We start from the raw sequence: 20,991 nt of genomic DNA on the forward strand, positions 1-20,991 counted from the left end.
TATGGGTAATTTTTTACATATCAAATTGAATTATATATAGTTTAATGGCACTTTTAAGTGCCATTAAACTTGGGTACCACTTGTGTGACTAGATAAGCACCTATATTAGGAATATTTAACCTTTTTAAACTCAGTGTTCTGAATCCTTTGGTATATTTTCAATAATGCAATGATGAATATCATCGTGATTGTTGAGTGATGTTTCAGCCTGAATAGTGACATGCTCAATACCTAGATTTTGTATGACATTCTCCAGATCATGTAAGAGTATCTGCACTTCCTGCATACTCATTTCTTCACTCACAACAATATGGCAGGATAAAATATAACGTTTACTTGTCAGACTCCATATATGTAAATCATGTACACCCTGAATTCGCTGGCCTTGAAGAATGGTTTCTTTGATTTCTGCCAAGTCAAATTTTTCTGGTGTACCCTGCATTAAAACATGCGAAGCCTTTACTACAACTGAATATCCACTGCGAAGAACAAGTATTGCAACTAGAACACTGGCTAAAGTATCTGCCCAGGCCCATCCAAAGAAGTAGATACATAGCGCAGCAGCAATTGCGCCAATAGAACCTAACAAATCACTGAGTACATGCAGGTAAGCACCTCGCATATTCAAGTCGTGTTCGGTATCACTACCTTTAAAAATCATTACTGCAACAATGATATTAATCAGCAATCCAATACTAGCAACGATCAACATCCCTTGTACTTCAATATGTTGTGGTTGCTGAAACCGTAGAATTGCCTCAATAAAGATATACAGTGCGATACCAACCAGTGTAATACCATTCAATGCAGCAGCCAGTATTTCAAAGCGTTGATAGCCGTATGTTTTATTTTTGGTAATCTGTTTTTGACCGATGAAGACTGCTGCAAGTGCAATACCAAGTGCAACAGAGTCACTCAGCATGTGACCGGCATCTGAAATCAAGGCCAAACTATTGGTAATAAAACCACCTATAAATTCCACTACCATAAAAATGGTAATCAGTAAAAAGCTTATGGTCAGAATTTTTTTATTACTTGGGATATGGCTGTGGTCATGATCGTGGTCGTGATCATGACCACCATGACCATGATGGTGTCCTGAGTGATCATGGTTGTGCTTATGGGTGTTACCATGACTATGCTTATGCCCAGAATGATCATGGTTATGATCATGTTCAGAGTGGTTATGTTTGTGATCTTGTGTATGGTTGTGCGAAGACATTTTATAGCACTCCTGATTATGGCTCTAACTGACTACGCAATGGATGATTGTTGTAGTAATCACCGATGTATATAATCTTATTATTTTTAACCTCAAAAAATGAAGCACCTTTAAAAGTGATTACTTTTGCGTCTTTTTTACCAGACTGGTCTTTTTTATTGAGGGTTCCCTGAAGCTGCCATTCGACAGCAACCTTATCACCAACAATGAGTGGCGGGGATGTAAGCGTCATCTTCCGATCAGGAATGACTGTTAATAAAAACTTGGGTACCTCAATTACAGATGCTGTACCTTTACGGTTTTCTTCATTACTTGTATTGAAATACTCAACATTCGTGTCAAGAACTTTAGTCAGGTCATCTGGCTGCGTACCATTCCAGATATTAAGATAGCTCTCCACGGTTTCCAAAGCTGTATTGATCGGTGCTTTTGCATGCGAAATTGAAGCTAATCCTAACGTCATAAGAATGAGTAAGAATGTCATGAAAAAAGGCTTTGATTTTTTCCCTTGACCATCAACATCTTGCTTCAATTGATTGATATAAATAGTGTTCATCATATTCACCTTAGACTTGAATAAGTTCATCCACAATCCGTTCGGCGTCTTCCCTGGTATTGACGATTTCATAAGGAATGCCAAATGCCTTTACAGCCATTTCCGTCATCTTTCTGATGGCAACTCTTTTTTCCTGATCAGGTTCAATGCAGATAATTGCCTTACATAACTGATTAAGTTCATCTTTATGGTTTTTAAGCCAAAGACCACGTTGTTTAAAGTCTTCAGGTGTTTCTTGCATTGATAATTGATCATAAACAATCACAAACGGACTGCTCATTTCCAAGAATTCCTGCATTTCCAACTGCCATTGAGGTGAATAACCTGGAACTGCCTGATCTTGCTTAAACTCAACAAATGGGAAGTTTTCTATATCATGGATAATAAATTTCATTTATATGACCTCATATTCTGTTTCATCTTGTCAGGAATTCATCTCTTTCCATCAAAAGATGAATTCCATCGATGTGCTATTTCAAAGATTTACGTTCAATCTGTACGGTATGTTCATTCCAGCCTCCACCTAATGCCTTGTAGAGGTTGACCTGATTATTCAGGCGTTCCAGGCGGGTCTGTATAAGTGCCTGCTGAGATGCATACAGAGTTCGTTGTGAGTCGAGGACTGCGAGATAATTATCTTCACCAGCATCAAAACGTAAGGTTGCCAACTTATGGGCATCCTGGCTGGCCGCAATCATTTGCTGCTGCGATTTGATCTGTTCATCTAGTGTGGACTTGCCAGCCAGCCCATCAGCAACTTCACGAAAAGCTGTTTGAATAGATTTGTCATAGTTGATGACTTCAATCTGCTTCATGATGTGTGAGCGATCCAGATTTGCCTGATTTAAACCTGCATTAAATATGGGCAAGTTAATCTTGGGCATAAAACTCCATGCACCTGTACCTGCATTAAATAGATTATCCAGACTGGAACTTGCCGTACCCGCCGAACCCGTTAGGGTAATGGATGGAAAAAATGCTGCACGGGCTGCTCCAATGTTTGCATTCGCAGCCTGAAGCTTATGTTCTGCGGCACGAATGTCTGGACGACGTTGAAGTAGATCCGATGGCAAACCAACTGGTATATCCTGCATAACAACCTGATCAGGAATTTTGGGGGACTGGTCCAATTGGGCCGCCAATTCCTGTGTTAATGGTGAACCCAGAAGTAACACCAGAGCATTACGATCCTGTGCAGTAATACGCAAGAATTTTGCATAATTGGTTTGTGCGGTGCGCAGTCCTATTTCAGCTTGACGTAAATCAAATCGGGTTGCATTACCAACATCAACAAGTTTCCTGGTCAAGTCATAGGATTTCTGCTGTGTCGCCAAAGTCGCCTTGGTTAAACCTAACGTTTCCTGATCGGCCTTATAGACCAGATAAGCATTAGCAACTGCGGATACCAGACTTAACTGTGATGCTGTCTGGACCTCTTTAGAAGCCAAATAGTTCTGTAAAGCCTGATCACTCAGACTGCGTACTCGGCCCCATAAATCGACTTCCCATGCGACCGAAGTAACACCAACCTGATACATGCGGGGGTTATAAGCAAGATCAGACGGTAAACGCTGACTGGCTGACTCTGCGGTAACACCCACATGCGGTAAACGGTCAGCACGACGAATACGATACTGTGCTTCTATCGCCTCAACATTTAAAGCTGTCACCTTAAAATCATGATTGTTTTTCAATGCATGATCGATGAGTTGGAGTAAGACAGGATCGGTATAAAAGTCACGCCAGCCAATATCGGCTGCGACTGTTTGCTTTCCATTGTTCACTTGCAGCCCTGGATAAGCCTCTCCTGTTGGATAGTGTTCCGACACAGGAGAGACAGGTCGCTCATATATGGGTGCCATTGAACATCCTGCAAGAATAGTGGCAGTGGTTAGTACACTCATTTTCTTGAGGAAGGTGTATCGGTTTAAATGAAGTGTTAAATTTTTCATTTTGAACCCTCCTGTACCAGTGCTTTGGCCTGTTCTCTACGCAGAATAAAATTACGAATGACGACATAGAAAATGGGTGTAAACAGCAAACCAAAGATTGTCACGCCCAGCATTCCAGAGAAAACAGCGATACCCATGGCATGACGCATTTCTGCACCAGCACCTGTGGCTAATACCAGTGGTATCACACCAGCAATAAATGCAATTGAGGTCATTAGAATCGGGCGTAATCTTAATCGGGCTGCTTCAAGTACTGCATCAAAAGGATTCAAACCCTCATCCTCTTTGGCTCGGGCAAACTCCACAATTAAGATGGCATTTTTTGCAGCAAGTCCCACCAGAACAACAAAGCCAATCTGGGTAAAGATGTTGTTATCACTACCAGTTACCCAAACACCTACAATCGCAGATAACAAGGCCATTGGTGCAATAAGTAATACTGCAAAAGGCATTGACCAACTGTTGTATTGAGCTGCAAGGAAAAGGAACGCCAAAATAATTGCTAGAGCAAAAACCATGACCGCAGTATTGCCTGTATTCTTTTCCTGATAGACCAGATCGGTCCATTCATAGGTCATACCTTGTGGCAATGTTTCCTGCACAATTTTTTCAATTGCGGCAGTTGCCTGACCAGATGAATAACCTGATGCAGCGTTACCACTAATATCGGCTGATGGGAAACTGTTATAGTGCATAACACGATCAGGGCCAGAACTACGCTTAATCGTGACAAAGGTCGAAAGCGGAATCATGTCTCCCGCTGCATTTCTCACCTTTAACAGATTAATGTTCTCTGGTTGCATACGGAATGGGGAATCTGCCTGAGCAATTACACGATAAGTACGACCAAACCGATTAAAGTCATTGATATAGATTGACCCCAGATTGATTTGTAGTGTTTCAAAAATATCGGTCAGTGGTACACCTTGTGACTTCGCTTTTACACGGTCAATATCAACTTCAATCTGTGGAGCATTTGCCTGGAAACTCGCAAGCATACCGACAAGTTCAGGCGTCTGAGAGGCTTTCGCCATAATCTCGCCCTGTACACGTGCCAGTGTTTCAAAGCCTAAACCAGCCCGATCTTCAATTTGTAGCTTGAATCCGCCCATAGAACCTAAGCCAGGTACTGGTGGTGGTGGAAAGATGCCCGCAAATCCGTCAGGAATCTGACTGAATTTACCCATTAATTTTCCAGCAATTGCTCCTGCTGATAATGAGGGGTCCTGACGAGCCTCAAATGGATCAAGCATGGCAAACATCAAGGCAGAGTTTGGTACATTGACTGGACCACTTGGTGTAAAGCCTGGGAATGCCATGACGCTTTCCACACCAGGTTCATTCAGTGCAATTTCCGTCATCTGTTTAACTACAGCTTCTGTGCGGTCTAAAGATGCGCCTGTAGGTAACTGGGCGATACCAACTAGATAATACTTGTCCTGTGCAGGAACAAAGCCTTGCGGCACTTTGTTAAAACCTAACCAAGTTAGGCCAAGAAAACCTACATACAAAATCAGCATGATGGCACTTAAACGTACCCCCTTGCGGACTGCACCTACATATTTGTCCGATGCCTTATCAAAGAACCGATTGAATCCTCTAAAGAACCAACCAAATAAGCGTTCGGTTAAATCACGTTTTTTATTTCCAGCTTGATGTGGTTTAAGCAAGATACCTGCTAAAGCTGGTGAAAGTGTTAAAGAGTTGATTGCAGATAAGATGGTTGAAATCGCAATGGTCAAGGCAAATTGGCGATAGAACTCACCCTGCAATCCTGTAAGAAATGCCGATGGAATAAATACAGCAGATAAAACCGCAGTAATCGCGATAATTGGCCCTGTCACCTCAGACATTGCCTTACGGGCAGCTTCTTTTGGTGATTCGCCTAATGCAATATGCCGTTCTACGTTCTCCACCACCACAATTGCATCATCGACCACAATACCAATCGACAGTACCAGTCCAAATAAGGTCAATGTATTTAGGGAGAAGCCGAAATAATACATAATTGCAAACGTACCAATCAGTGAAACGGGAACGGCAATTAAAGGAATAATGGATGCACGCCATGTTTGCAGGAACAGGATGACAACAAGCACAACCAGTGCAATGGCTTCTAACAGAGTGGTAATGACTGATTTCAAAGAAGCTTTTACGAAAATATTTGGATCATAAGGAATTTTATAATCCACACCGTCAGGGAAGCTTTTCTTCAATTCTGCCATCGTTTCACGGACTTCACTTGAAACATCGAGTGCATTGGCACCTGGTGTCATAAAGATTTGTAAGGCAGATGTTGGCTTACCATCCAGTAAAGCTCGCATGGTATAAGCATCAGAACCCAGTTCAATTCGTGCAACATCTTTCAGGCGTGTGATTTGTCCAGTGTCACCAGCTTTAACCACGATTTCACTGAATTGCTCTTCAGTGGTTAAACGTCCCAGCGTATTAACAGTAACTTGATAGGCCGATGTTGTATTTGGTTGTTGACCAACAGAACCCGCAGCAACCTGCATGTTTTGTTCACGAATGGCTGCAACCACATCATTGGCGGTTAAACCACGGGCAGCCACTTTTTCAGGATCAATCCAGACACGCATCGAATATTCACCAGCACCACCAATCTCGATATTTCCAACACCTGGTAAACGTGCAAGCTCATCACGCACATTTAACAGTGCATAGTTGGACAAATATAGTGGATCATGATTCTTGTTGGATGACACCAAATTGATGACCATGAGAATATCGGGTGAGGTTTTTTCAGTGACCACACCAATGCGTTGAACTTCTTCAGGTAAGCGTGGCAATGCACGAGAAACCCTGTTTTGTACCTGTATCTGTGCTTTATCAGGGTCTGTACCCTGTTTAAAGGTGACGGTCAGTACCATCTTGCCATCGGCTGCGGTTTGAGAACTCATATACAACATGTTCTCAACACCGTTCACGGCTTGTTCCAGAGGGGAGGAAACCGTCTCGGCAATGATTTTGGGGTTGGCACCAGGATAACTTGCCATGACCTGTACAGTCGGTGGTGTAATGGCTGGATATTCACTCAATGGCAGTTTAAACAGTGATAAAGCACCGAGAATGACGATCAGCACAGAGATCACGACCGCAAATATTGGCCGATTAACAAAGAAATGAGGGAAATTCTTCATGGCTTATTTCCCCTGTGCGGCACTTTCAGTCGGAGTAGGCGTTTGCATTGGAACGATATTTGGCTTGACCTGCATTCCTGGGCGAACCAGCCCTTTAATAATGACTTTATCGCCAGTTTGCAGACCACTGCTAATAATCCGCAATCCATCAACGACCGAGCCAAGTGTTACAGGCCTAAATTCAACCGTATTATTCGAACCAAGAACCAGAACAAAATTATTGCCCTGATCTGTACCCACCGCCTGATCATCTATCAGAATGGTGGACTGTTTATTTCCAGTGGTCAGCTTAACTCTGGCAAACATACCTGGTGCTAATTCACCTGAATCATTGGTAATAGATGCCCTAACCCGTAGCGTCCCTGTACGCTGGTCAATTTGAGTACTTACAAAGTTTAATTTCCCTGTATAAGGATAAGTTTCTGTATTTGCCAATCCCATTTCGATTGGCAAGTTGAATTGTCCAGATTTATTTTGTCCCTTTAGATTGAGAAAGGTTTTTTCATCAAGGTCAAAATAAACATACAGCGGATTGACTGAAACGATGGTGGTTAAGGCTGTGGCATTGCCTGTATTTCCACCTGCAATCAAGTTACCACTGGTGACAAGAACACGGTCAATACGTCCTGAAATCGGTGCTGTAATATTGGTATAAGATAAATCCAGCTTCGCTGCACTGACGGCTGCCTGAGCCTCCTGTACTTGAGCCTGACGGTTATTTTTGGTTGCCAGTGCATCGTCATAAACCTTATTGGAGACGGCACCACTTTCGACCAGTTTATTTGCCCGGTTAAAATCCAGAACAGCCTGGCTATACTGAACCTCTGCTGCTTTCAGTCGTGCCTGGGCTGTCTTCAGAGCAACCTGAAAAGGTGCAGGATCAATTTTAAATAATACCTGTCCCTTACGAACATAACTGCCCTCAGGAACACTAACACTATTAATGACACCACCGACTCGGGACTTGATTTCAACGCTTTGTGGTGCCGATAAGTAGCCTGTATATTCGGCAGTTGGATTAAGTTCTTGTGTAATTACTTCCGCAACTGGAACCTGAGGAATAGGCATTTGAGCTGAACTAGCTTGTTGCTTGGGTTGATCCGATATATTTTTTGCTGTGTACAGCAGACCACCTGAGATAGCAATCACTACTGCTACAGCAACCGCTGTCATTCGTTTTTTCATGATATTCACCTTTTATGCAAAGCTACATCACTCTGGATAGGTTTCTGTAGCAGTTGCACACATGCTAATGTTTCCAATAATTGGAAGGTCAATAGGGTGATCTGAATAGATTATACAAATGAACATATATTTATATGAATTATTAAAAAGTGAATTTCTATAAGTTTAATAGTCCGTTTTTTCAGCTTTATAAAACATACCTCCGTCTATGGAAATTAAATTCATGCAATATCCCTCCAGTATTAGACTGTCAAATTATTCATTTTATCCTAAGTAGAAATTTCTCTTAGAATAAGTAAAAACAGTATTACTTTAGAAAATTTGATTCCCTATTAGCTCAAAAATGGCACATGCCATTGATTATATTAAAATTAATAAATTAAATTTGACAATTTTTACATATGAACATATATTCATATGTAAAAATATATACATGTTAGGTTTTTATACATGAGTAATCAACGCGATCACAATCATAAATGTCATGATCATTCGCATGAAGGTCATGATCATTCGCATGAAGGTCATGATCATTCGCATGAAGGTCATGATCATTCACATGTTCCTGATGTGAGTAACGGAAACGAAAGAAAAATTCTGATTTCGTTTTTTATCATTTTCGGGTTCATGCTTGTAGAAGCCACTGGAGGAATCATCTCTGGTTCACTCGCACTTCTGGCTGATGCAGGGCATATGCTTACAGATGCCGTTGCCTTAGGTTTAGCTTATGCTGCCTTTCGTTTCGGTCGCCGCATTGCAGATAATTCAAAAACATTTGGATACATGCGATTCGAAGTTATTGCTGGCTTAATGAATTCTCTTACATTATTCGCAATCGTTGGATGGATTATTTATGAGGCTATTGAACGCTTTCAATCACCTCAACCTGTCATGGCAGGACCGATGTTTATCGTTGCTATTATAGGTATGCTCGTTAACTTATTTGTTTTATGGTACTTAACAAGAGGCGATACAGAACATGTCAATGTTAAAGGAGCTATTCTCCATGTAATGGGCGATTTACTCGGCTCTGTTGGAGCAATTATTGCTGCCATAGTGATTTGGTACACAGGCTGGACTCCTATCGATCCAATTTTATCTGTTCTAGTTTCTTTACTTGTACTACGCAGCGCATGGTCTTTATTTAAACGTACTCTTCATATTTTACTTGAGGGTGCTCCTGAGAATGCTAATGCCCAAGAGATCTCTGAATATCTTTTGAAAAATGTAAGTGGTATTGAAAAAATTACCCATATACATATTTGGATGATTACATCAGGTAGATCTATGGCAACGTTGCATGTCAAACCCAAAGATGGAGTTGACCTCGCGACATTAACTCTCAACATTGAGAATGAGCTAAAATCCAAATTTTCTATTGAACATCCAACTATAGCCATTGATTGGCAAGGCAATAGTACTTGTAGCTTAGAAAACCCAACTCAAATTGATCCACACGCTGGACATAATCACTAACCTTAAATCTTTATTGTTATTCACTGATGAGGAGACTTTAATGTCTGATAAATACTACAATTTAGGAGATTACCAGCGTCAAATAACTACGTCATCTCCTGATACTCAACTTTGGTTTGATCGTGGCTTATTATGGACATATTGTTTCAATCCGAGTGAAGCCATAAATTGTTTTAAGAAAGCTCTAGAACATGATGCAAAATGCGCAATGGCTTATTGGGGCATCGCCTTTGCATCTGGTCCAAATTACAATAAAGCTTGGCATTTATTTGATCCTTCAGACTTACAGAATACCATTCCATATATTAATGAAATTATGGAACAAGCAAAGTTAGCAGCGACTCATAATGCGACACAATTTGAGAAAGATTTAATTGATGCCCTTGCTCCACGCTTTCCAAAACACGTGACTATAGATGAACAAGACTTTCATGAGCTGAATTTTGCATATGCTCAAGCTATGAGATCATTTTATGAAAAATATTCTAATGATCTTGATGCAGCTGCAATGTTTGCAGATGCACTCATGTGCTTGAGCCCTCGTAAATTGTGGGATTTAGATACCGGTGAAGCCATAGGTTTAGGTACAGTTGAAGCTAGAAACGTGCTTGAAGTTGCTTTCACTAAACCTGGGGCAAATCGTCATCCTGTAATTAATCATCTCTATATACATTTAATGGAAATGTCACCTTATCCTGAAGTTGCATTGCCAGCTGCTGATAACCTTCGTAATTTATCACCTGATGGGTCACATTTAGCCCATATGTCCACACATATTGATAATGCATGCGGAGATTGGCGTCGAGTGGTTTATTCTAATCTTGATGCAATCGCAGCCGATGAAAGATATTTTTCTAGAGAAAAGAATCCAGGTGGTTGGAATATCTTGTATCGCGTTCATAATTTAATGGTAGGTGCTTATGGTGCAATGATGGCAGGTAAATCACAGGAAGCGTTATTTATGGCTCATCGTATCAATGACATTTTAACACCCGAAGTACTACATATCACTACACCGCCAATGGCTAATTTAACTGAAAGCCATTGCACAACACTACCACATGTTATGATTAGATTTGGCATGTGGGAAGATATTCTGAAACTTGAGCTACCTAAAGATAAAGGTCTATATAGTTCCACAACCGCAATGATTCACTACGCAAAAGGCATAGCATTTGCTTCATTAAGAAGAGTTAAAGAGGCCGAAAAAGAAAGAGAGTCTTTTATAAAAGCAGTAGCTAATGTATCAGAAGAGCGCTTTAACTCTATACCTGTTAAAGAGGTCGAAGCTTTAAAAATTGCTGCCAAAATGATTCATGGCGAAATTGAGTATCGTAAAGGTAATACGAAAGAAGCATTCGCAATCTTGCGAGAAGGCATTAAATTAGAAGATGCTCTTCCTTATTGTGATCCTCCAGCTTGGTTACAACCAGTTCGGCATGCATTCTGCGCACTTAATATGGAACAAGGAAACTTTGAAGTAGCAGCCCAAGAATATCGGATTGAACTGGGGCTAGAAGGTGACCTTGGACGTCGCCGAATTCGCCCTAACAATGTATGGAGTCTTCATGGACTTTATGAGTGTTTAGCAAAACTAGGTCTAGAGAAAGAAGCTCGAGATATTTCGCTGCAACGTGATATAGCACTTGCCTCGGCTGATATTAATATTGAAGCATCCTGTTTCTGCCGATTAAGTGCATTTGAAGATAACACTACAAGTTGCTGTTAAAAACAGATAGCACTTTCCTCAAATAGATATCAAGGCATATAGCTAGACATTTCTTAATTATATGCCCTTGATCTTAACTTTTTGTAGATGATACTGATAACTTAAATAAATGCATGATATATTTCTTGTTTAGAGTAATAAAAATAAAGAATTCCTATAACCCTCTTTCCCCTTAAAGTTATTTAATTTAGATATTTTTGCAATACATTACGTACTACTATAAATTAGTGCTCCTCACTAATATGACTTGCCATATCTAATAAAACCTGACTAACATGTAAATCATCAATCTCATAAAATACTTGTTTAGATTGTCTTTCGCCTTTGACTAAACGAGCTGAACGCAATAAACGAAGATTATGACTGACTAAAGATTGGGATAAATCAAGAGCATCACTGATTTCACCTACTGAACTAGGCCCCCGCATACAAAAAAGTAGAATTTTAAGTCGTGAAGCATCACCTAATAGCCGAAATGTTTCAGCTAAAGACATAATCTCATCTTGAGATAATGGTATCGGGTGATTATTAAAATTCATACTAATACTTAAATTCCTATTATTTAGAAAATATATATGTTTACATATTCTACCCTTGACCTTCCCATAATGGCAAGGTTTATGCTCTTAATAATTGGGTAAGCACTATAGGTATATCTTATGGGAAAGGCAACAGATAAGCTTTCTAATAATATGAAAGTTACATTAAAAATTGAAGGGATGACATGTGCCAGCTGTGTTGGGCGTGTTGAAACAGCACTCAAAAAAGTTGATGGTGTACAGTCTGCCTCGGTCAATCTAGCGACAGAACGTGCAGATATTGTACTTGATCAGCCTGTGGATCGTCAGGTACTGGTTCATGCCATTGAACAATCAGGTTATGACGTGCCCGCAAATAATATTGAATTATCAATTAAAGGCATGACCTGTGCTAGTTGTGTAGGTCGTGTCGAAAAAGCCCTTAAAGCCGTTGCAGGTGTAAAAGAGGCCAATGTCAATCTTGCGACTGAGCGTGCAACGGTCAGTGGTTCAGCAAATGTCGATGACTTGATTACCGCAATTGATAAAGCTGGTTACGATGCCACAGAAATTCAAGCTTCTATTCCTGACCAGACAGAGCTGCTTGAGAAAAAAGATCAAGAACGTGCTGAACTTAAGCGTGATTTGATTCTTGCAACCCTATTGGCTTTGCCTGTATTTATTTTGGAAATGGGATCTCACCTTATCCCTGGTGTTCATCAACTGATTGATCAAACTATTGGGATGCAGAATAGCTGGTATTTACAATTCATCCTGACCACGTTGGTTTTAGTTATTCCAGGACGAAGATTCTATCTAAAAGGTTTGCCTGCATTACTCCGTTTAGCACCTGATATGAACTCGCTGGTTGCGGTTGGTACATTAGCAGCTTACCTATTTTCTATTGTTGCCACATTCATACCCAACATCCTTCCCACAGGAACGGTAAATGTATATTACGAAGCTGCTGCGGTGATTGTGGCATTAATCTTACTGGGTCGTTTTCTTGAAGCAAAAGCCAAAGGGCGAACATCTGAAGCAATCCAGCGTTTAGTCAGCTTACAGGCCAAAACTGCCCATGTTTTACGCGATGGCCAAATGGTAGATATTGCACTAGACCAAGTGGTTGCAGATGACATTATCATTGTGAAACCAGGTGAAAGAATCCCTGTCGATGGTCAAGTCACTGATGGAAAAAGTTTTGTTGATGAATCCATGATTACGGGTGAACCAATCCCTGTTGAGAAAGGCATCGGCAGTGATGTGGTAGGCGGCACCATTAACCAGAATGGCACGTTGACCTTTACCGCTGTGGCGGTGGGTGGCGAAACTATGCTGGCTCAAATCATTCGTTTGGTTGAGCAAGCACAGGGTTCTAAAATGCCGATTCAAGCTGTGGTGGATAAAGTTACCTTATGGTTTGTCCCTGCGGTGATGATTGCCGCAGTACTTACATTCCTAGTCTGGCTTATTTTTGGTCCATCACCAGCCTTAACCTTTGCGTTGGTTAATGCTGTGGCAGTGCTGATCATTGCCTGCCCGTGTGCAATGGGATTAGCGACACCAACCTCAATTATGGTGGGTACAGGTCGTGGTGCAGAGTTAGGAGTGTTGTTCCGTAAAGGTGAAGCCTTACAACTGTTAAAGGATGCCAAAGTTGTTGCAGTCGATAAAACAGGGACATTAACAGAGGGTCATCCCGTACTGACTGACTTTGAAGTGACCCAATTCTTTGAGCGTGATTATGTCCTAGGCATGGTTGCGGCTGTTGAATCCCGTTCTGAACATCCGATTGCTAAAGCAATTGTTGATGCGGCAAAAAGTGAAAACCTGACTTTACCTAAAGTTGATACGTTTGATTCAGTCACAGGCATGGGTGTCTGTGCAACCATCAATGGTAATGAAGAAATCAATATTGGTGCAGACCGTTATATGGTTCAACTTGGTATTGATGTTGCCCCATTTGCTGCCACAGCTCAGCGTCTGGGTGATGAGGGTAAATCACCACTTTATGTTGCTGTCGATGGTGAACTAGCAGGAATTATTGCAGTTGCTGACCCAATCAAAACCACAACGCCAGCAGCGATTAAGGCTCTACACCAATTAGGTCTTAAGGTAGCAATGGTGACGGGTGACAATGCTCGTACTGCTCGGGCAATTGCCAAACAATTGGGTATTGATGAAGTGATTGCTGAAGTTCTACCAGAGGGTAAAGTCAGTGCGGTTAAAGAGCTAAAAGCAAAATACGGCAATATCGCTTTTGTGGGTGATGGGATTAACGATGCACCCGCTTTGGCTGAAGCTGATGTCGGACTTGCGATTGGTACAGGTACAGATGTTGCAATTGAATCTGCCGATGTCGTATTAATGTCAGGAAACTTACAAGGTGTTGCCAATGCGATTGCCTTGTCCAAAGCAACGATTGGTAATATTCACCAGAACTTATTCTGGGCATTTGCCTATAATACTATGTTGATTCCTGTTGCTGCTGGTATATTGTACCCAGCCTATGGAATACTGATGTCCCCAATCTTTGCAGCAGGTGCAATGGCTTTGTCCAGTGTATTTGTGCTCGGCAATGCATTACGTTTACGTCGATTCCAGCCACCATCCGTCAGTCAGGGCTAAGGAGGATATGATGAACATTGGTAAAGTCTCTAAAGCTTCAGGGGTTACCGCAAAGATGATTCGTTATTACGAGCAGATTGGTCTGATTCCCGCTGCGGGACGTAATAATGCAGGATATCGCTCTTACTCAGCAAATGATGTTGAACGTTTAAAGTTTATCAAGCGAAGTCGTGAACTTGGTTTTTCAGTAGCGGAAATATCAGACCTACTTGATTTATGGAATGATCGCAGTAGACAAAGTGCTGATGTCAAACGTCTGGCTCAGGATCACATTGAGAAGCTGGAAGAACGTATCCATGACCTACAGCAAATGGAAAATATCCTCAAGGACTTAATCGACTGTTGTGCTGGTGACAATAGACCTGATTGTCCGATCCTTGAGGGATTGCAAGAACCTAGTAACGAAATAAAAGATGTTCACCATCATAACGATCTGCTTTCTGTTTCGCCTTTAAACCGAAGGAAATAGTAAAAAAACAAGGGTAAACTAATTTACCCTTGTTTTTTATTAATGTTTAGAACATGTTAGGGTTCTAGAATTTACTATATAAAAATATATTGATATATTTTTACTTGAGACATTAAGTTTCTTGAGAATTTTAAATAACTTTTATATATCTGTATTGATTTAACTACTTGACATCTGAGTTTTAATTTTTTGGATTTTTTCATATAACCATATATATTTTTTTAGAATACTTGGAGCAGTATCTGGTTTTAAATAAGGCTCAATAAAGCTCTCAATATGAGCAATAAAGTTAACATAGTTTTCAGGATTGTCCATTTCACCTGCAAATTTTTCTAAATAGTCTACATAATAATGTCCATCATTATCTTTAGTGAGTAAACCCTTGGGTTTAAATGTATAGTTTTTTTCATTTTCTAGATCGTAGATTCTTTCCTGATCATCAGTTGCTCTTACTTCAGCTAACCATTGTTCATAATCAGCCTCAATTTTATCATGTAAAATAATACGAGGAAATTCAGCAACCTTACTTTCAAGCTCGTAGGCTTCTACCATTGCAGGACCAAAAACCATGTTCTCATCATGATAAATTTCGCCTATGGTCAGTGCACCTCGTAATAATATATTGTGTTGCCATACTAGTATAGCTTGCAACCAAATAAGTGGTATCAAAGAAAAAAACAAATTATTGGTTAGAGATGGATCCGTAAATTTGAACAACTCCTATAAGTGATATTCTGCTCCTCAAATGATGTTATAAACATCAATATATGGAGTATTTTATGGCACGTAGACCAAGAAGAAATCATTCAAATGATTTTAAAGCTAAGGTAGCACTTGCTGCGATTAAAGCAGAAAAAACACTTGCTGAATTGAGTGCTGAGTTTGATGTTCATCAAAACCAAATTATTGACTGGAAAAATCAATTGATCTCAGCTTCCTCGCAAGCTTTCGATCAATCAAAAGCTCCAACAGAACCACCCATCGATCTAAAAAAACTACATGCAAAAATCGGTGAGCAGGCATTAGAAATTGATTTTTTAGAAGGTGTGTTGAAGAAACTGGGCCGCTTCAACCACAAAAGTTAATCGACGACTCACTTCAGATTTCAGTATCTAAGCAAGCTAAGCTGCTGAAAGTCTCCCGTGGTTGTTATTACTATCGCCCAAAACCTGTGAGTGCATCAGATCTGAAGCTGATGCGATGTATTGATGAATTACATATGCAATATCCTTTTGCAGGCAGTCGTATGATGCGTGATTTGTTGAATCGTCAAGGACATCATATAGGACGACGTCATACACGTACTTTAATGAAGAAAATGGGTATTCAGGCGTTATATTGCAAACCAAATTTAAGCCAGGCTAATCAAGCTCACCGTAAATATCCATATCTGCTCAAAGGGTTGGCTATTCAGCGCAGTAATCAAGTGTGGTCTACGGATATAACGTATATCCCTATGGCAAAAGGCTTTGTTTATTTATGTGCTGTGATTGATTGGCATAGCCGCAAGGTACTTGCGCATAGGGTATCGATTAGTATGGAGGTGGATTTTTGTATTTCGGCTTTAAATGAAGCGATTGAAAAATATGGTCGACCTGAAATATTTAATACAGACCAAGGCAGCCAGTTTACCAGTGATGCATTTATTGATGTATTGAAATCAAATGGCATTCAAATCAGTATGGATGGTAAAGGTCGATGGGTAGATAATGTGATGGTTGAACGATTATGGCGGAGCGTTAAATATGAAGAGGTGTATCTCAAAGCTTATAGCAGTGTCACAGATGCGAAAAAGCAATTAAGTGCATATTTTGAGTTTTATAATTTGAAACGACCTCATTCGAGTCTAGACAAAATGACACCAAATGAGTTTTACTATGATCAGCTACCCCAACAAAACAAGGTGGCTTAACTAGAGCGGAATATCACTTATAAATACGCTTTTAGTTGTTCAAACAAGTGGGACCACCTCTGTTTGACGTACTGGAAATGAAAAGACAATACAATCTGAAAAAGTAGAGTATTTGACTTGTTGGATTTGATCAGGATGATAGTGTTGTTTCAGTAAATCACCAATTAAATCAAAAGCCTCCTTGATATTATTAATTTTATCTTGATTATTTGGTAGTTCAGTTTCATCAATTATTGCTTTGAAACCTAATATGTCAATAAACGCAACTATGCGTTGTTCATATTATATAATACTCATCAAAAACCCCTTAAAAAATATCTATTTTAACTTAGTTTTACTAAATTGGATAAATTAATAAAGCTTGTTTTTTTGTTAGCGATTCTATAATTATTAGTCATATTTGAAACAGTTGCTATTGTATACACGGAAAAATATGGGACAGCCACAATATAAAATTAATATTAGATAAAATCCATTACAAGAGTAGAGCACTATTGCAAATTAACTACAAGTAGATTTCTTTTACTTTAGTAATAAAGCGACTCCTTTGAGTCGCTTTATTATTTTGTTCACTCTTAGCGAGGAGGAAAACCAGCCTCTGTTAAAGCCTCAACCACTTGTTGCTGTGTTGCAGTTGTTTCAACTTTCACACTGCGACTTGGCGGATCAGTAATTACCTTTGCATTAGCATCAACCGCTTGAATTGCTCTGGTGACACCTCGTGCACAACCACCACAGGTCATACCTTCAACATGAAATTCCATATTTAACTCCACTATTATTCAGAATATATTTAATATAAACCTTATCATTATTGTAAGGTCAAGCATTAATATTAAAGTATCAATGTCCCTCAGAGACATAATTGATAGTGTACTTAGGTATTTCTACCTCCAAGTTTTCATCTTGGACTTTAACTTGGCAAGATAGTCTTGATTCGGCCGTGAGCCCCCAAGCACGGTCCAGTAAGTCCGCCTCTACATCATCCATTTCTTCTAAACTGTCGAACCCTTTTTTCAGGACAATATGGCATGTTGTACATGCACCTGATAAATCGCAGGCATGTTCGATGGGAATGCCATGATCCAATAAACTTCGACATAAATTACTTCCACTTTCAATTTCAAGTTCCGCACCCTGTGGACAAATCTTTTCATGCGGAAGAACTATAATTTTTGGCATATAACATAATCCTCAATTCATTAAATTTATAGATAAAACAAGGGGCTTTTAAAAGCCCCTCATTTAAAAGAACATCGAATAGAGAAGTATCTACTTATGTTTACTTAACCATTCATTCATCATCTTGATTTCTGATTCCTGGGCAGAGGTAACATCTTCAGCAAGCTGACGCACTTCTGGATCAGAACCGTATTGAAGAACTACTTTAGCCATATCAATTGCACCTTGATGATGAGGAATCATGCCTCTCATGAAATCAACATCAGCATTTCCTGTAAATGGAACCATCATATCTGCATGCATTTCATCATTGACCTTAATGTATGCTTGAGTTGATGGGCTATCTTCATTTTTGCTGTCAGAATGATTTTTGTTTTTTGCCAACCATTCATTCATCATCTTGATTTCTGATTCCTGGGCAGAGATAACATCTTCAGCAAGCTGACGCACTTTTGGATCAGAGCCATATTGAAGAACTACTTTTGCCATATCAACCGCACCCTGATGGTGAGGAATCATACCCAACATAAAGTCAGTATCTGCATTTCCCGTGAAATCAATACCCATTCCGCTGTGCATACGAGTATTTACTTCCATATAGGCATTTGTAGATGGATTATCTGTTTTAGCTGAACCATTCATATCATGGTGCATTGAATGGCTTTCATGTTTATTCTCACTCATTGAATTATCCTTTGGAGCGTCAGAAGAGGAACACCCCGCACTAAATACAATCGCACCGACCATTAACATTGGAACAAAGCGTTTCATGGAGCTATCCTCTTACTACAATTATGAAAAAATAATGGGTAATAAGCTCGGAAGTTATTCTTTCCTATCTGGTACATCATTACCCTTGATGTAGTAACTCTATTCTTTCCAATTATGGTAAGGTCAACACCTAATCAAATAAAAAATTAAAATACTTAAAAACAAATACTTAACAACAATTGACTCAGTAGTACGTCACAATAATCAATAGAATTAAATAAATCACCTCCAATCAAAAATAATATTTTTATATAAAAATCAATTTGATATGTTTCTTCATGGTTTCACAATTATTTATTTTACTATTGGATGCACTACAAAAGACTACAAACATTCTCAAACTTTATACTTAAAAAATTGGTGGTGTTTCAAAAAGTATGCTGAAAAAAACAATATGGCTTTTGATAAAATAGAGGTATGAAAATAACGCTACAAATCAAATGTCCTACCTGTCTAAGTAACAATATAAAGAGAAATGGCATCAAAGTAGATGGGAAACAAAACCATCAGTGCAAAGATTGCAAACGTCAATTTATTGGTGATCATGCATTAAGCTATCAAGGGTGTAACTCAGGTATTACCGGCAAGATATTACATTTAATGGTCAGAGGAAGCGGTGTAAGAGATATTGCTGAAGTCGAGCGTATCAGCATTGGCAAGGTATTACGAACCTTAAGTGAATCGATCTATCAGATTCAGCCTAAACAAAGCCACTACGAATGTCTTGAAGTCGATGAACTTTGGACTTTTGTAGGGAATAAGAAAAATAAACAATGGCTTATTTATGCCTACCATCGAGAATCTGGAGAAATTGTTGCTTATGTTTGGGGTAAGCGGGATTTAGCAACGGTTCAACGTCTTAAAGCTAGACTTAAAAAGCTTGGGGTTCAATATGCTCGAATTGCGAGTGATGACTGGGATAGTTTTATCACAGCATTTCAATGTTGCAAGCAAGTGATCGGTAAGTTTTTTACCGTCGGTATTGAAGGTAACAATTGTAGAATTCGTCATCGAATCAGGCGTGGATTTAGGAGAAGTTGCAACTTTTCTAAAAAGCTCGAAAATCATTTTAAAGCCTTTGATTTGACTTTCTTTTACCTTAATAACGGATTTGTTTAACGCCAGCATACTTTTTGAAACACCACCTAGGATCGCTTGGTAAGGCTGTGTTAGCCGGATGCTTACTACGTAGATATAAAAAATGCCCATCATTCGGGCATTTTCTTTTTAATGGTTAGGCTTACCAAGGTCTAGGCTCTGGTGGGCGTGATGTGTATTCATTATCCATATTGTTTTCAGATTCATTGTCTTGGTCCAATTCTGGATCTGTTTGTTTGTAGCGGTTTTGGTAATCTTGCTGCTCAATTAAATCTTCTAGAGCCATTTCTTTAAAGTGACCAACAAGTAATGAACGTGTTTCTTCTTGGTATTCTGGTTCTTGCGCTAATTGACGTCCAATTTCATTCGGTAGTTTATTGTCGTAGATATATTTTAGGTTGGTTCGTTGTGTTTGTAGTGTAGGTTGTGGGTTAAACTCGTCAGTAAGGGAAACTACTTTAGCTTCACTAAAACTAGTGCCACAATTAAAAACGGCTCTGGTCGCGTCTTGAAGTATATCTTCTTCGTTCTGTATGTTTTCCATTTGGCTTAAACCCTTTATTAAAGTCAGAATCTTAAAATTAAGAGATGTATTAAGATACCCAATTATACTTCAATAAATTTTCAATTTGTACCTTTAACGCTTCTTGCTCTAATCTGTCTAAACCTATTGTTGCGATGTTCTCTAAAAACTTGTCTTTATACTCGTTGTAACTTTCTATATCGTCTTTTTTAATGGTTTTGTCTAGATTTAACGTAAGCATGAGGTTTAATACTTTTAATATTTTTAGGTTCTTCCGTTTTTTGAGAACTTCAATAGGATCTAATTCAAAAGTATTTATTTTATCTAGTTTTTCTTTATAAGTTATTGCCATTAAAGGATTTATGCTTTGGTTGAGTATGTAGGATAACTCTAAAACAGTTATATCTTTCCCCATATCTTTAGATACAGATTTCTTAATTTCCGACAGTAAAATTAAGTGAGATGTAAACTTTGCTTTATCCATAATAGTCTCTTGTATTTAAACTAAATCATTAAAACAATTAGCAAGTCATGTTTAAACTTTCTGTATATACCAATAACAGTTTTGTGGTACATTATTGCTAATTTAAAAACCATTGTTATTTGTAA

General features: G+C 39.3%; 19 protein-coding genes. 6 read left to right on the forward strand and 13 right to left on the reverse strand.

The window, feature by feature from the left end:
* Nucleotides 1-130: 130 nt before the first annotated feature.
* The 6 genes from CDG62_RS01260 to CDG62_RS01285 form a co-directional block, all read right to left on the reverse strand.
* Nucleotides 131-1,222, reverse strand: a complete 1,092-nt coding sequence (locus tag CDG62_RS01260; RefSeq protein WP_023187984.1) for a cation diffusion facilitator family transporter — start codon at nucleotides 1,220-1,222, stop codon at nucleotides 131-133.
* Between the two features lie 16 nt (nucleotides 1,223-1,238).
* A complete protein-coding gene (locus CDG62_RS01265) occupies nucleotides 1,239-1,778 on the reverse strand; it encodes a nuclear transport factor 2 family protein (RefSeq protein WP_017396455.1) in 540 nt (179 codons plus the stop codon).
* Between the two features lie 10 nt (nucleotides 1,779-1,788).
* A complete protein-coding gene (locus tag CDG62_RS01270) occupies nucleotides 1,789-2,172 on the reverse strand; it encodes a hypothetical protein (RefSeq protein ID WP_008942232.1) in 384 nt (127 codons plus the stop codon).
* Between the two features lie 76 nt (nucleotides 2,173-2,248).
* Nucleotides 2,249-3,730 carry an efflux transporter outer membrane subunit gene (locus CDG62_RS01275; protein ID WP_008942231.1) on the reverse strand — a complete coding sequence of 494 codons (1,482 nt, stop codon included), beginning with the start codon at nucleotides 3,728-3,730 and terminating at the stop codon, nucleotides 2,249-2,251.
* Nucleotides 3,727-6,891: an efflux RND transporter permease subunit gene (locus CDG62_RS01280; RefSeq protein ID WP_008942230.1), complete on the reverse strand. Its 3,165-nt coding sequence runs from the start codon at nucleotides 6,889-6,891 to the stop codon at nucleotides 3,727-3,729. The genes CDG62_RS01275 and CDG62_RS01280 overlap by 4 nt, the downstream gene beginning before the upstream one ends.
* A 3-nt stretch (nucleotides 6,892-6,894) precedes the next feature.
* A complete protein-coding gene (locus tag CDG62_RS01285) occupies nucleotides 6,895-8,076 on the reverse strand; it encodes an efflux RND transporter periplasmic adaptor subunit (protein WP_023187985.1) in 1,182 nt (393 codons plus the stop codon).
* 450 nt (nucleotides 8,077-8,526) lie between these two features.
* Here CDG62_RS01285 and CDG62_RS01290 point away from each other — a divergent pair, with 450 nt between their 5' ends.
* Both CDG62_RS01290 and CDG62_RS01295 read left to right on the forward strand, forming a co-directional pair.
* Entirely contained in the window at nucleotides 8,527-9,552 is a 1,026-nt protein-coding gene (locus CDG62_RS01290) for a cation diffusion facilitator family transporter (protein WP_087527709.1), read from the forward strand.
* A 40-nt stretch (nucleotides 9,553-9,592) separates the two neighbouring features.
* Nucleotides 9,593-11,281, forward strand: coding sequence for a hypothetical protein (locus CDG62_RS01295; protein ID WP_023187987.1), 1,689 nt, complete (start codon nucleotides 9,593-9,595; stop codon nucleotides 11,279-11,281).
* Nucleotides 11,282-11,505: 224 nt separating this feature from the next.
* Here CDG62_RS01295 and CDG62_RS01300 read toward each other — a convergent pair whose 3' ends face one another.
* Nucleotides 11,506-11,820: an ArsR/SmtB family transcription factor gene (locus CDG62_RS01300; protein ID WP_023187988.1), complete on the reverse strand. Its 315-nt coding sequence runs from the start codon at nucleotides 11,818-11,820 to the stop codon at nucleotides 11,506-11,508.
* Between the two features lie 120 nt (nucleotides 11,821-11,940).
* Here CDG62_RS01300 and CDG62_RS01305 point away from each other — a divergent pair, with 120 nt between their 5' ends.
* Nucleotides 11,941-14,427 (forward strand): heavy metal translocating P-type ATPase, encoded by a 2,487-nt coding sequence (locus tag CDG62_RS01305; protein ID WP_087527710.1) that lies wholly within the window; start codon nucleotides 11,941-11,943, stop codon nucleotides 14,425-14,427.
* Nucleotides 14,428-14,437: 10 nt separating this feature from the next.
* The gene (gene cueR, locus CDG62_RS01310) at nucleotides 14,438-14,896 is read left to right on the forward strand and encodes a Cu(I)-responsive transcriptional regulator (protein WP_087527711.1); all 459 of its coding nucleotides are present in this window, start codon (nucleotides 14,438-14,440) and stop codon (nucleotides 14,894-14,896) included.
* Nucleotides 14,897-15,055: 159 nt separating this feature from the next.
* Here cueR and CDG62_RS01315 read toward each other — a convergent pair whose 3' ends face one another.
* On the reverse strand, nucleotides 15,056-15,613 hold the full coding sequence (locus CDG62_RS01315; protein ID WP_162904005.1) for a hypothetical protein: 558 nt from the start codon (nucleotides 15,611-15,613) through the stop codon (nucleotides 15,056-15,058).
* Nucleotides 15,614-15,675: 62 nt separating this feature from the next.
* Here CDG62_RS01315 and CDG62_RS01320 point away from each other — a divergent pair.
* Nucleotides 15,676-16,808 (forward strand): IS3-like element ISAba14 family transposase gene (locus tag CDG62_RS01320; RefSeq protein WP_223155595.1). Its coding sequence is split into 2 segments (ribosomal slippage): nucleotides 15,676-15,928 and nucleotides 15,928-16,808, totalling 1,134 coding nucleotides; the frame shifts between segments, so codons are not numbered across the junction.
* 575 nt (nucleotides 16,809-17,383) lie between these two features.
* Here CDG62_RS01320 and CDG62_RS01325 read toward each other — a convergent pair.
* The 3 genes from CDG62_RS01325 to CDG62_RS01335 all read right to left on the reverse strand — a co-directional run bounded on the left by CDG62_RS01325 (nucleotide 17,384) and on the right by CDG62_RS01335 (nucleotide 18,761).
* Nucleotides 17,384-17,572 (reverse strand): heavy-metal-associated domain-containing protein, encoded by a 189-nt coding sequence (locus CDG62_RS01325; protein ID WP_087528920.1) that lies wholly within the window; start codon nucleotides 17,570-17,572, stop codon nucleotides 17,384-17,386.
* A gap of 79 nt (nucleotides 17,573-17,651) precedes the next feature.
* Nucleotides 17,652-17,990: an ISC system 2Fe-2S type ferredoxin gene (fdx, locus tag CDG62_RS01330; RefSeq protein ID WP_087528921.1), complete on the reverse strand. Its 339-nt coding sequence runs from the start codon at nucleotides 17,988-17,990 to the stop codon at nucleotides 17,652-17,654.
* Between the two features lie 90 nt (nucleotides 17,991-18,080).
* Complete coding sequence (locus CDG62_RS01335) at nucleotides 18,081-18,761, reverse strand: DUF305 domain-containing protein (RefSeq protein WP_087528922.1); 681 nt, start codon at nucleotides 18,759-18,761, stop codon at nucleotides 18,081-18,083.
* Between the two features lie 417 nt (nucleotides 18,762-19,178).
* Between CDG62_RS01335 and CDG62_RS01340 the strand changes: the two genes are divergently transcribed.
* Nucleotides 19,179-19,880 (forward strand): IS1 family transposase, encoded by a 702-nt coding sequence (locus tag CDG62_RS01340; protein WP_087528928.1) that lies wholly within the window; start codon nucleotides 19,179-19,181, stop codon nucleotides 19,878-19,880.
* A gap of 121 nt (nucleotides 19,881-20,001) precedes the next feature.
* On the opposite strand, the gene CDG62_RS01345 is transcribed toward CDG62_RS01340, so the two are convergent.
* Nucleotides 20,002-20,403, reverse strand: coding sequence for a hypothetical protein (locus CDG62_RS01345; protein ID WP_005028669.1), 402 nt, complete (start codon nucleotides 20,401-20,403; stop codon nucleotides 20,002-20,004).
* Between the two features lie 49 nt (nucleotides 20,404-20,452).
* Nucleotides 20,453-20,866: a hypothetical protein gene (locus CDG62_RS01350; protein WP_005028668.1), complete on the reverse strand. Its 414-nt coding sequence runs from the start codon at nucleotides 20,864-20,866 to the stop codon at nucleotides 20,453-20,455.
* Between the last annotated feature and the right edge of the window lie 125 nt (nucleotides 20,867-20,991).

Source organism: Acinetobacter sp. WCHA55 (assembly GCF_002165305.2).
GTDB lineage: Bacteria > Pseudomonadota > Gammaproteobacteria > Pseudomonadales > Moraxellaceae > Acinetobacter.

Bases quoted from the DNA above. Each gene is read 5' to 3' on its own strand.
- CDG62_RS01260 (WP_023187984.1), bottom strand. From the start codon at position 1,222: ATGTCTTCGCACAACCATACACAAGATCACAAACATAACCACTCTGAA.
- CDG62_RS01265 (WP_017396455.1), bottom strand. From the start codon at position 1,778: ATGAACACTATTTATATCAATCAATTGAAGCAAGATGTTGATGGTCAA.
- CDG62_RS01270 (WP_008942232.1), bottom strand. From the start codon at position 2,172: ATGAAATTTATTATCCATGATATAGAAAACTTCCCATTTGTTGAGTTT.
- CDG62_RS01275 (WP_008942231.1), bottom strand. From the start codon at position 3,730: ATGAAAAATTTAACACTTCATTTAAACCGATACACCTTCCTCAAGAAA.
- CDG62_RS01280 (WP_008942230.1), bottom strand. From the start codon at position 6,891: ATGAAGAATTTCCCTCATTTCTTTGTTAATCGGCCAATATTTGCGGTC.
- CDG62_RS01285 (WP_023187985.1), bottom strand. From the start codon at position 8,076: ATGAAAAAACGAATGACAGCGGTTGCTGTAGCAGTAGTGATTGCTATC.
- CDG62_RS01290 (WP_087527709.1), top strand. From the start codon at position 8,527: ATGAGTAATCAACGCGATCACAATCATAAATGTCATGATCATTCGCAT.
- CDG62_RS01295 (WP_023187987.1), top strand. From the start codon at position 9,593: ATGTCTGATAAATACTACAATTTAGGAGATTACCAGCGTCAAATAACT.
- CDG62_RS01300 (WP_023187988.1), bottom strand. From the start codon at position 11,820: ATGAATTTTAATAATCACCCGATACCATTATCTCAAGATGAGATTATG.
- CDG62_RS01305 (WP_087527710.1), top strand. From the start codon at position 11,941: ATGGGAAAGGCAACAGATAAGCTTTCTAATAATATGAAAGTTACATTA.
- cueR (WP_087527711.1), top strand. From the start codon at position 14,438: ATGAACATTGGTAAAGTCTCTAAAGCTTCAGGGGTTACCGCAAAGATG.
- CDG62_RS01325 (WP_087528920.1), bottom strand. From the start codon at position 17,572: ATGGAATTTCATGTTGAAGGTATGACCTGTGGTGGTTGTGCACGAGGT.
- fdx (WP_087528921.1), bottom strand. From the start codon at position 17,990: ATGCCAAAAATTATAGTTCTTCCGCATGAAAAGATTTGTCCACAGGGT.
- CDG62_RS01335 (WP_087528922.1), bottom strand. From the start codon at position 18,761: ATGAAACGCTTTGTTCCAATGTTAATGGTCGGTGCGATTGTATTTAGT.
- CDG62_RS01340 (WP_087528928.1), top strand. From the start codon at position 19,179: ATGAAAATAACGCTACAAATCAAATGTCCTACCTGTCTAAGTAACAAT.
- CDG62_RS01345 (WP_005028669.1), bottom strand. From the start codon at position 20,403: ATGGAAAACATACAGAACGAAGAAGATATACTTCAAGACGCGACCAGA.
- CDG62_RS01350 (WP_005028668.1), bottom strand. From the start codon at position 20,866: ATGGATAAAGCAAAGTTTACATCTCACTTAATTTTACTGTCGGAAATT.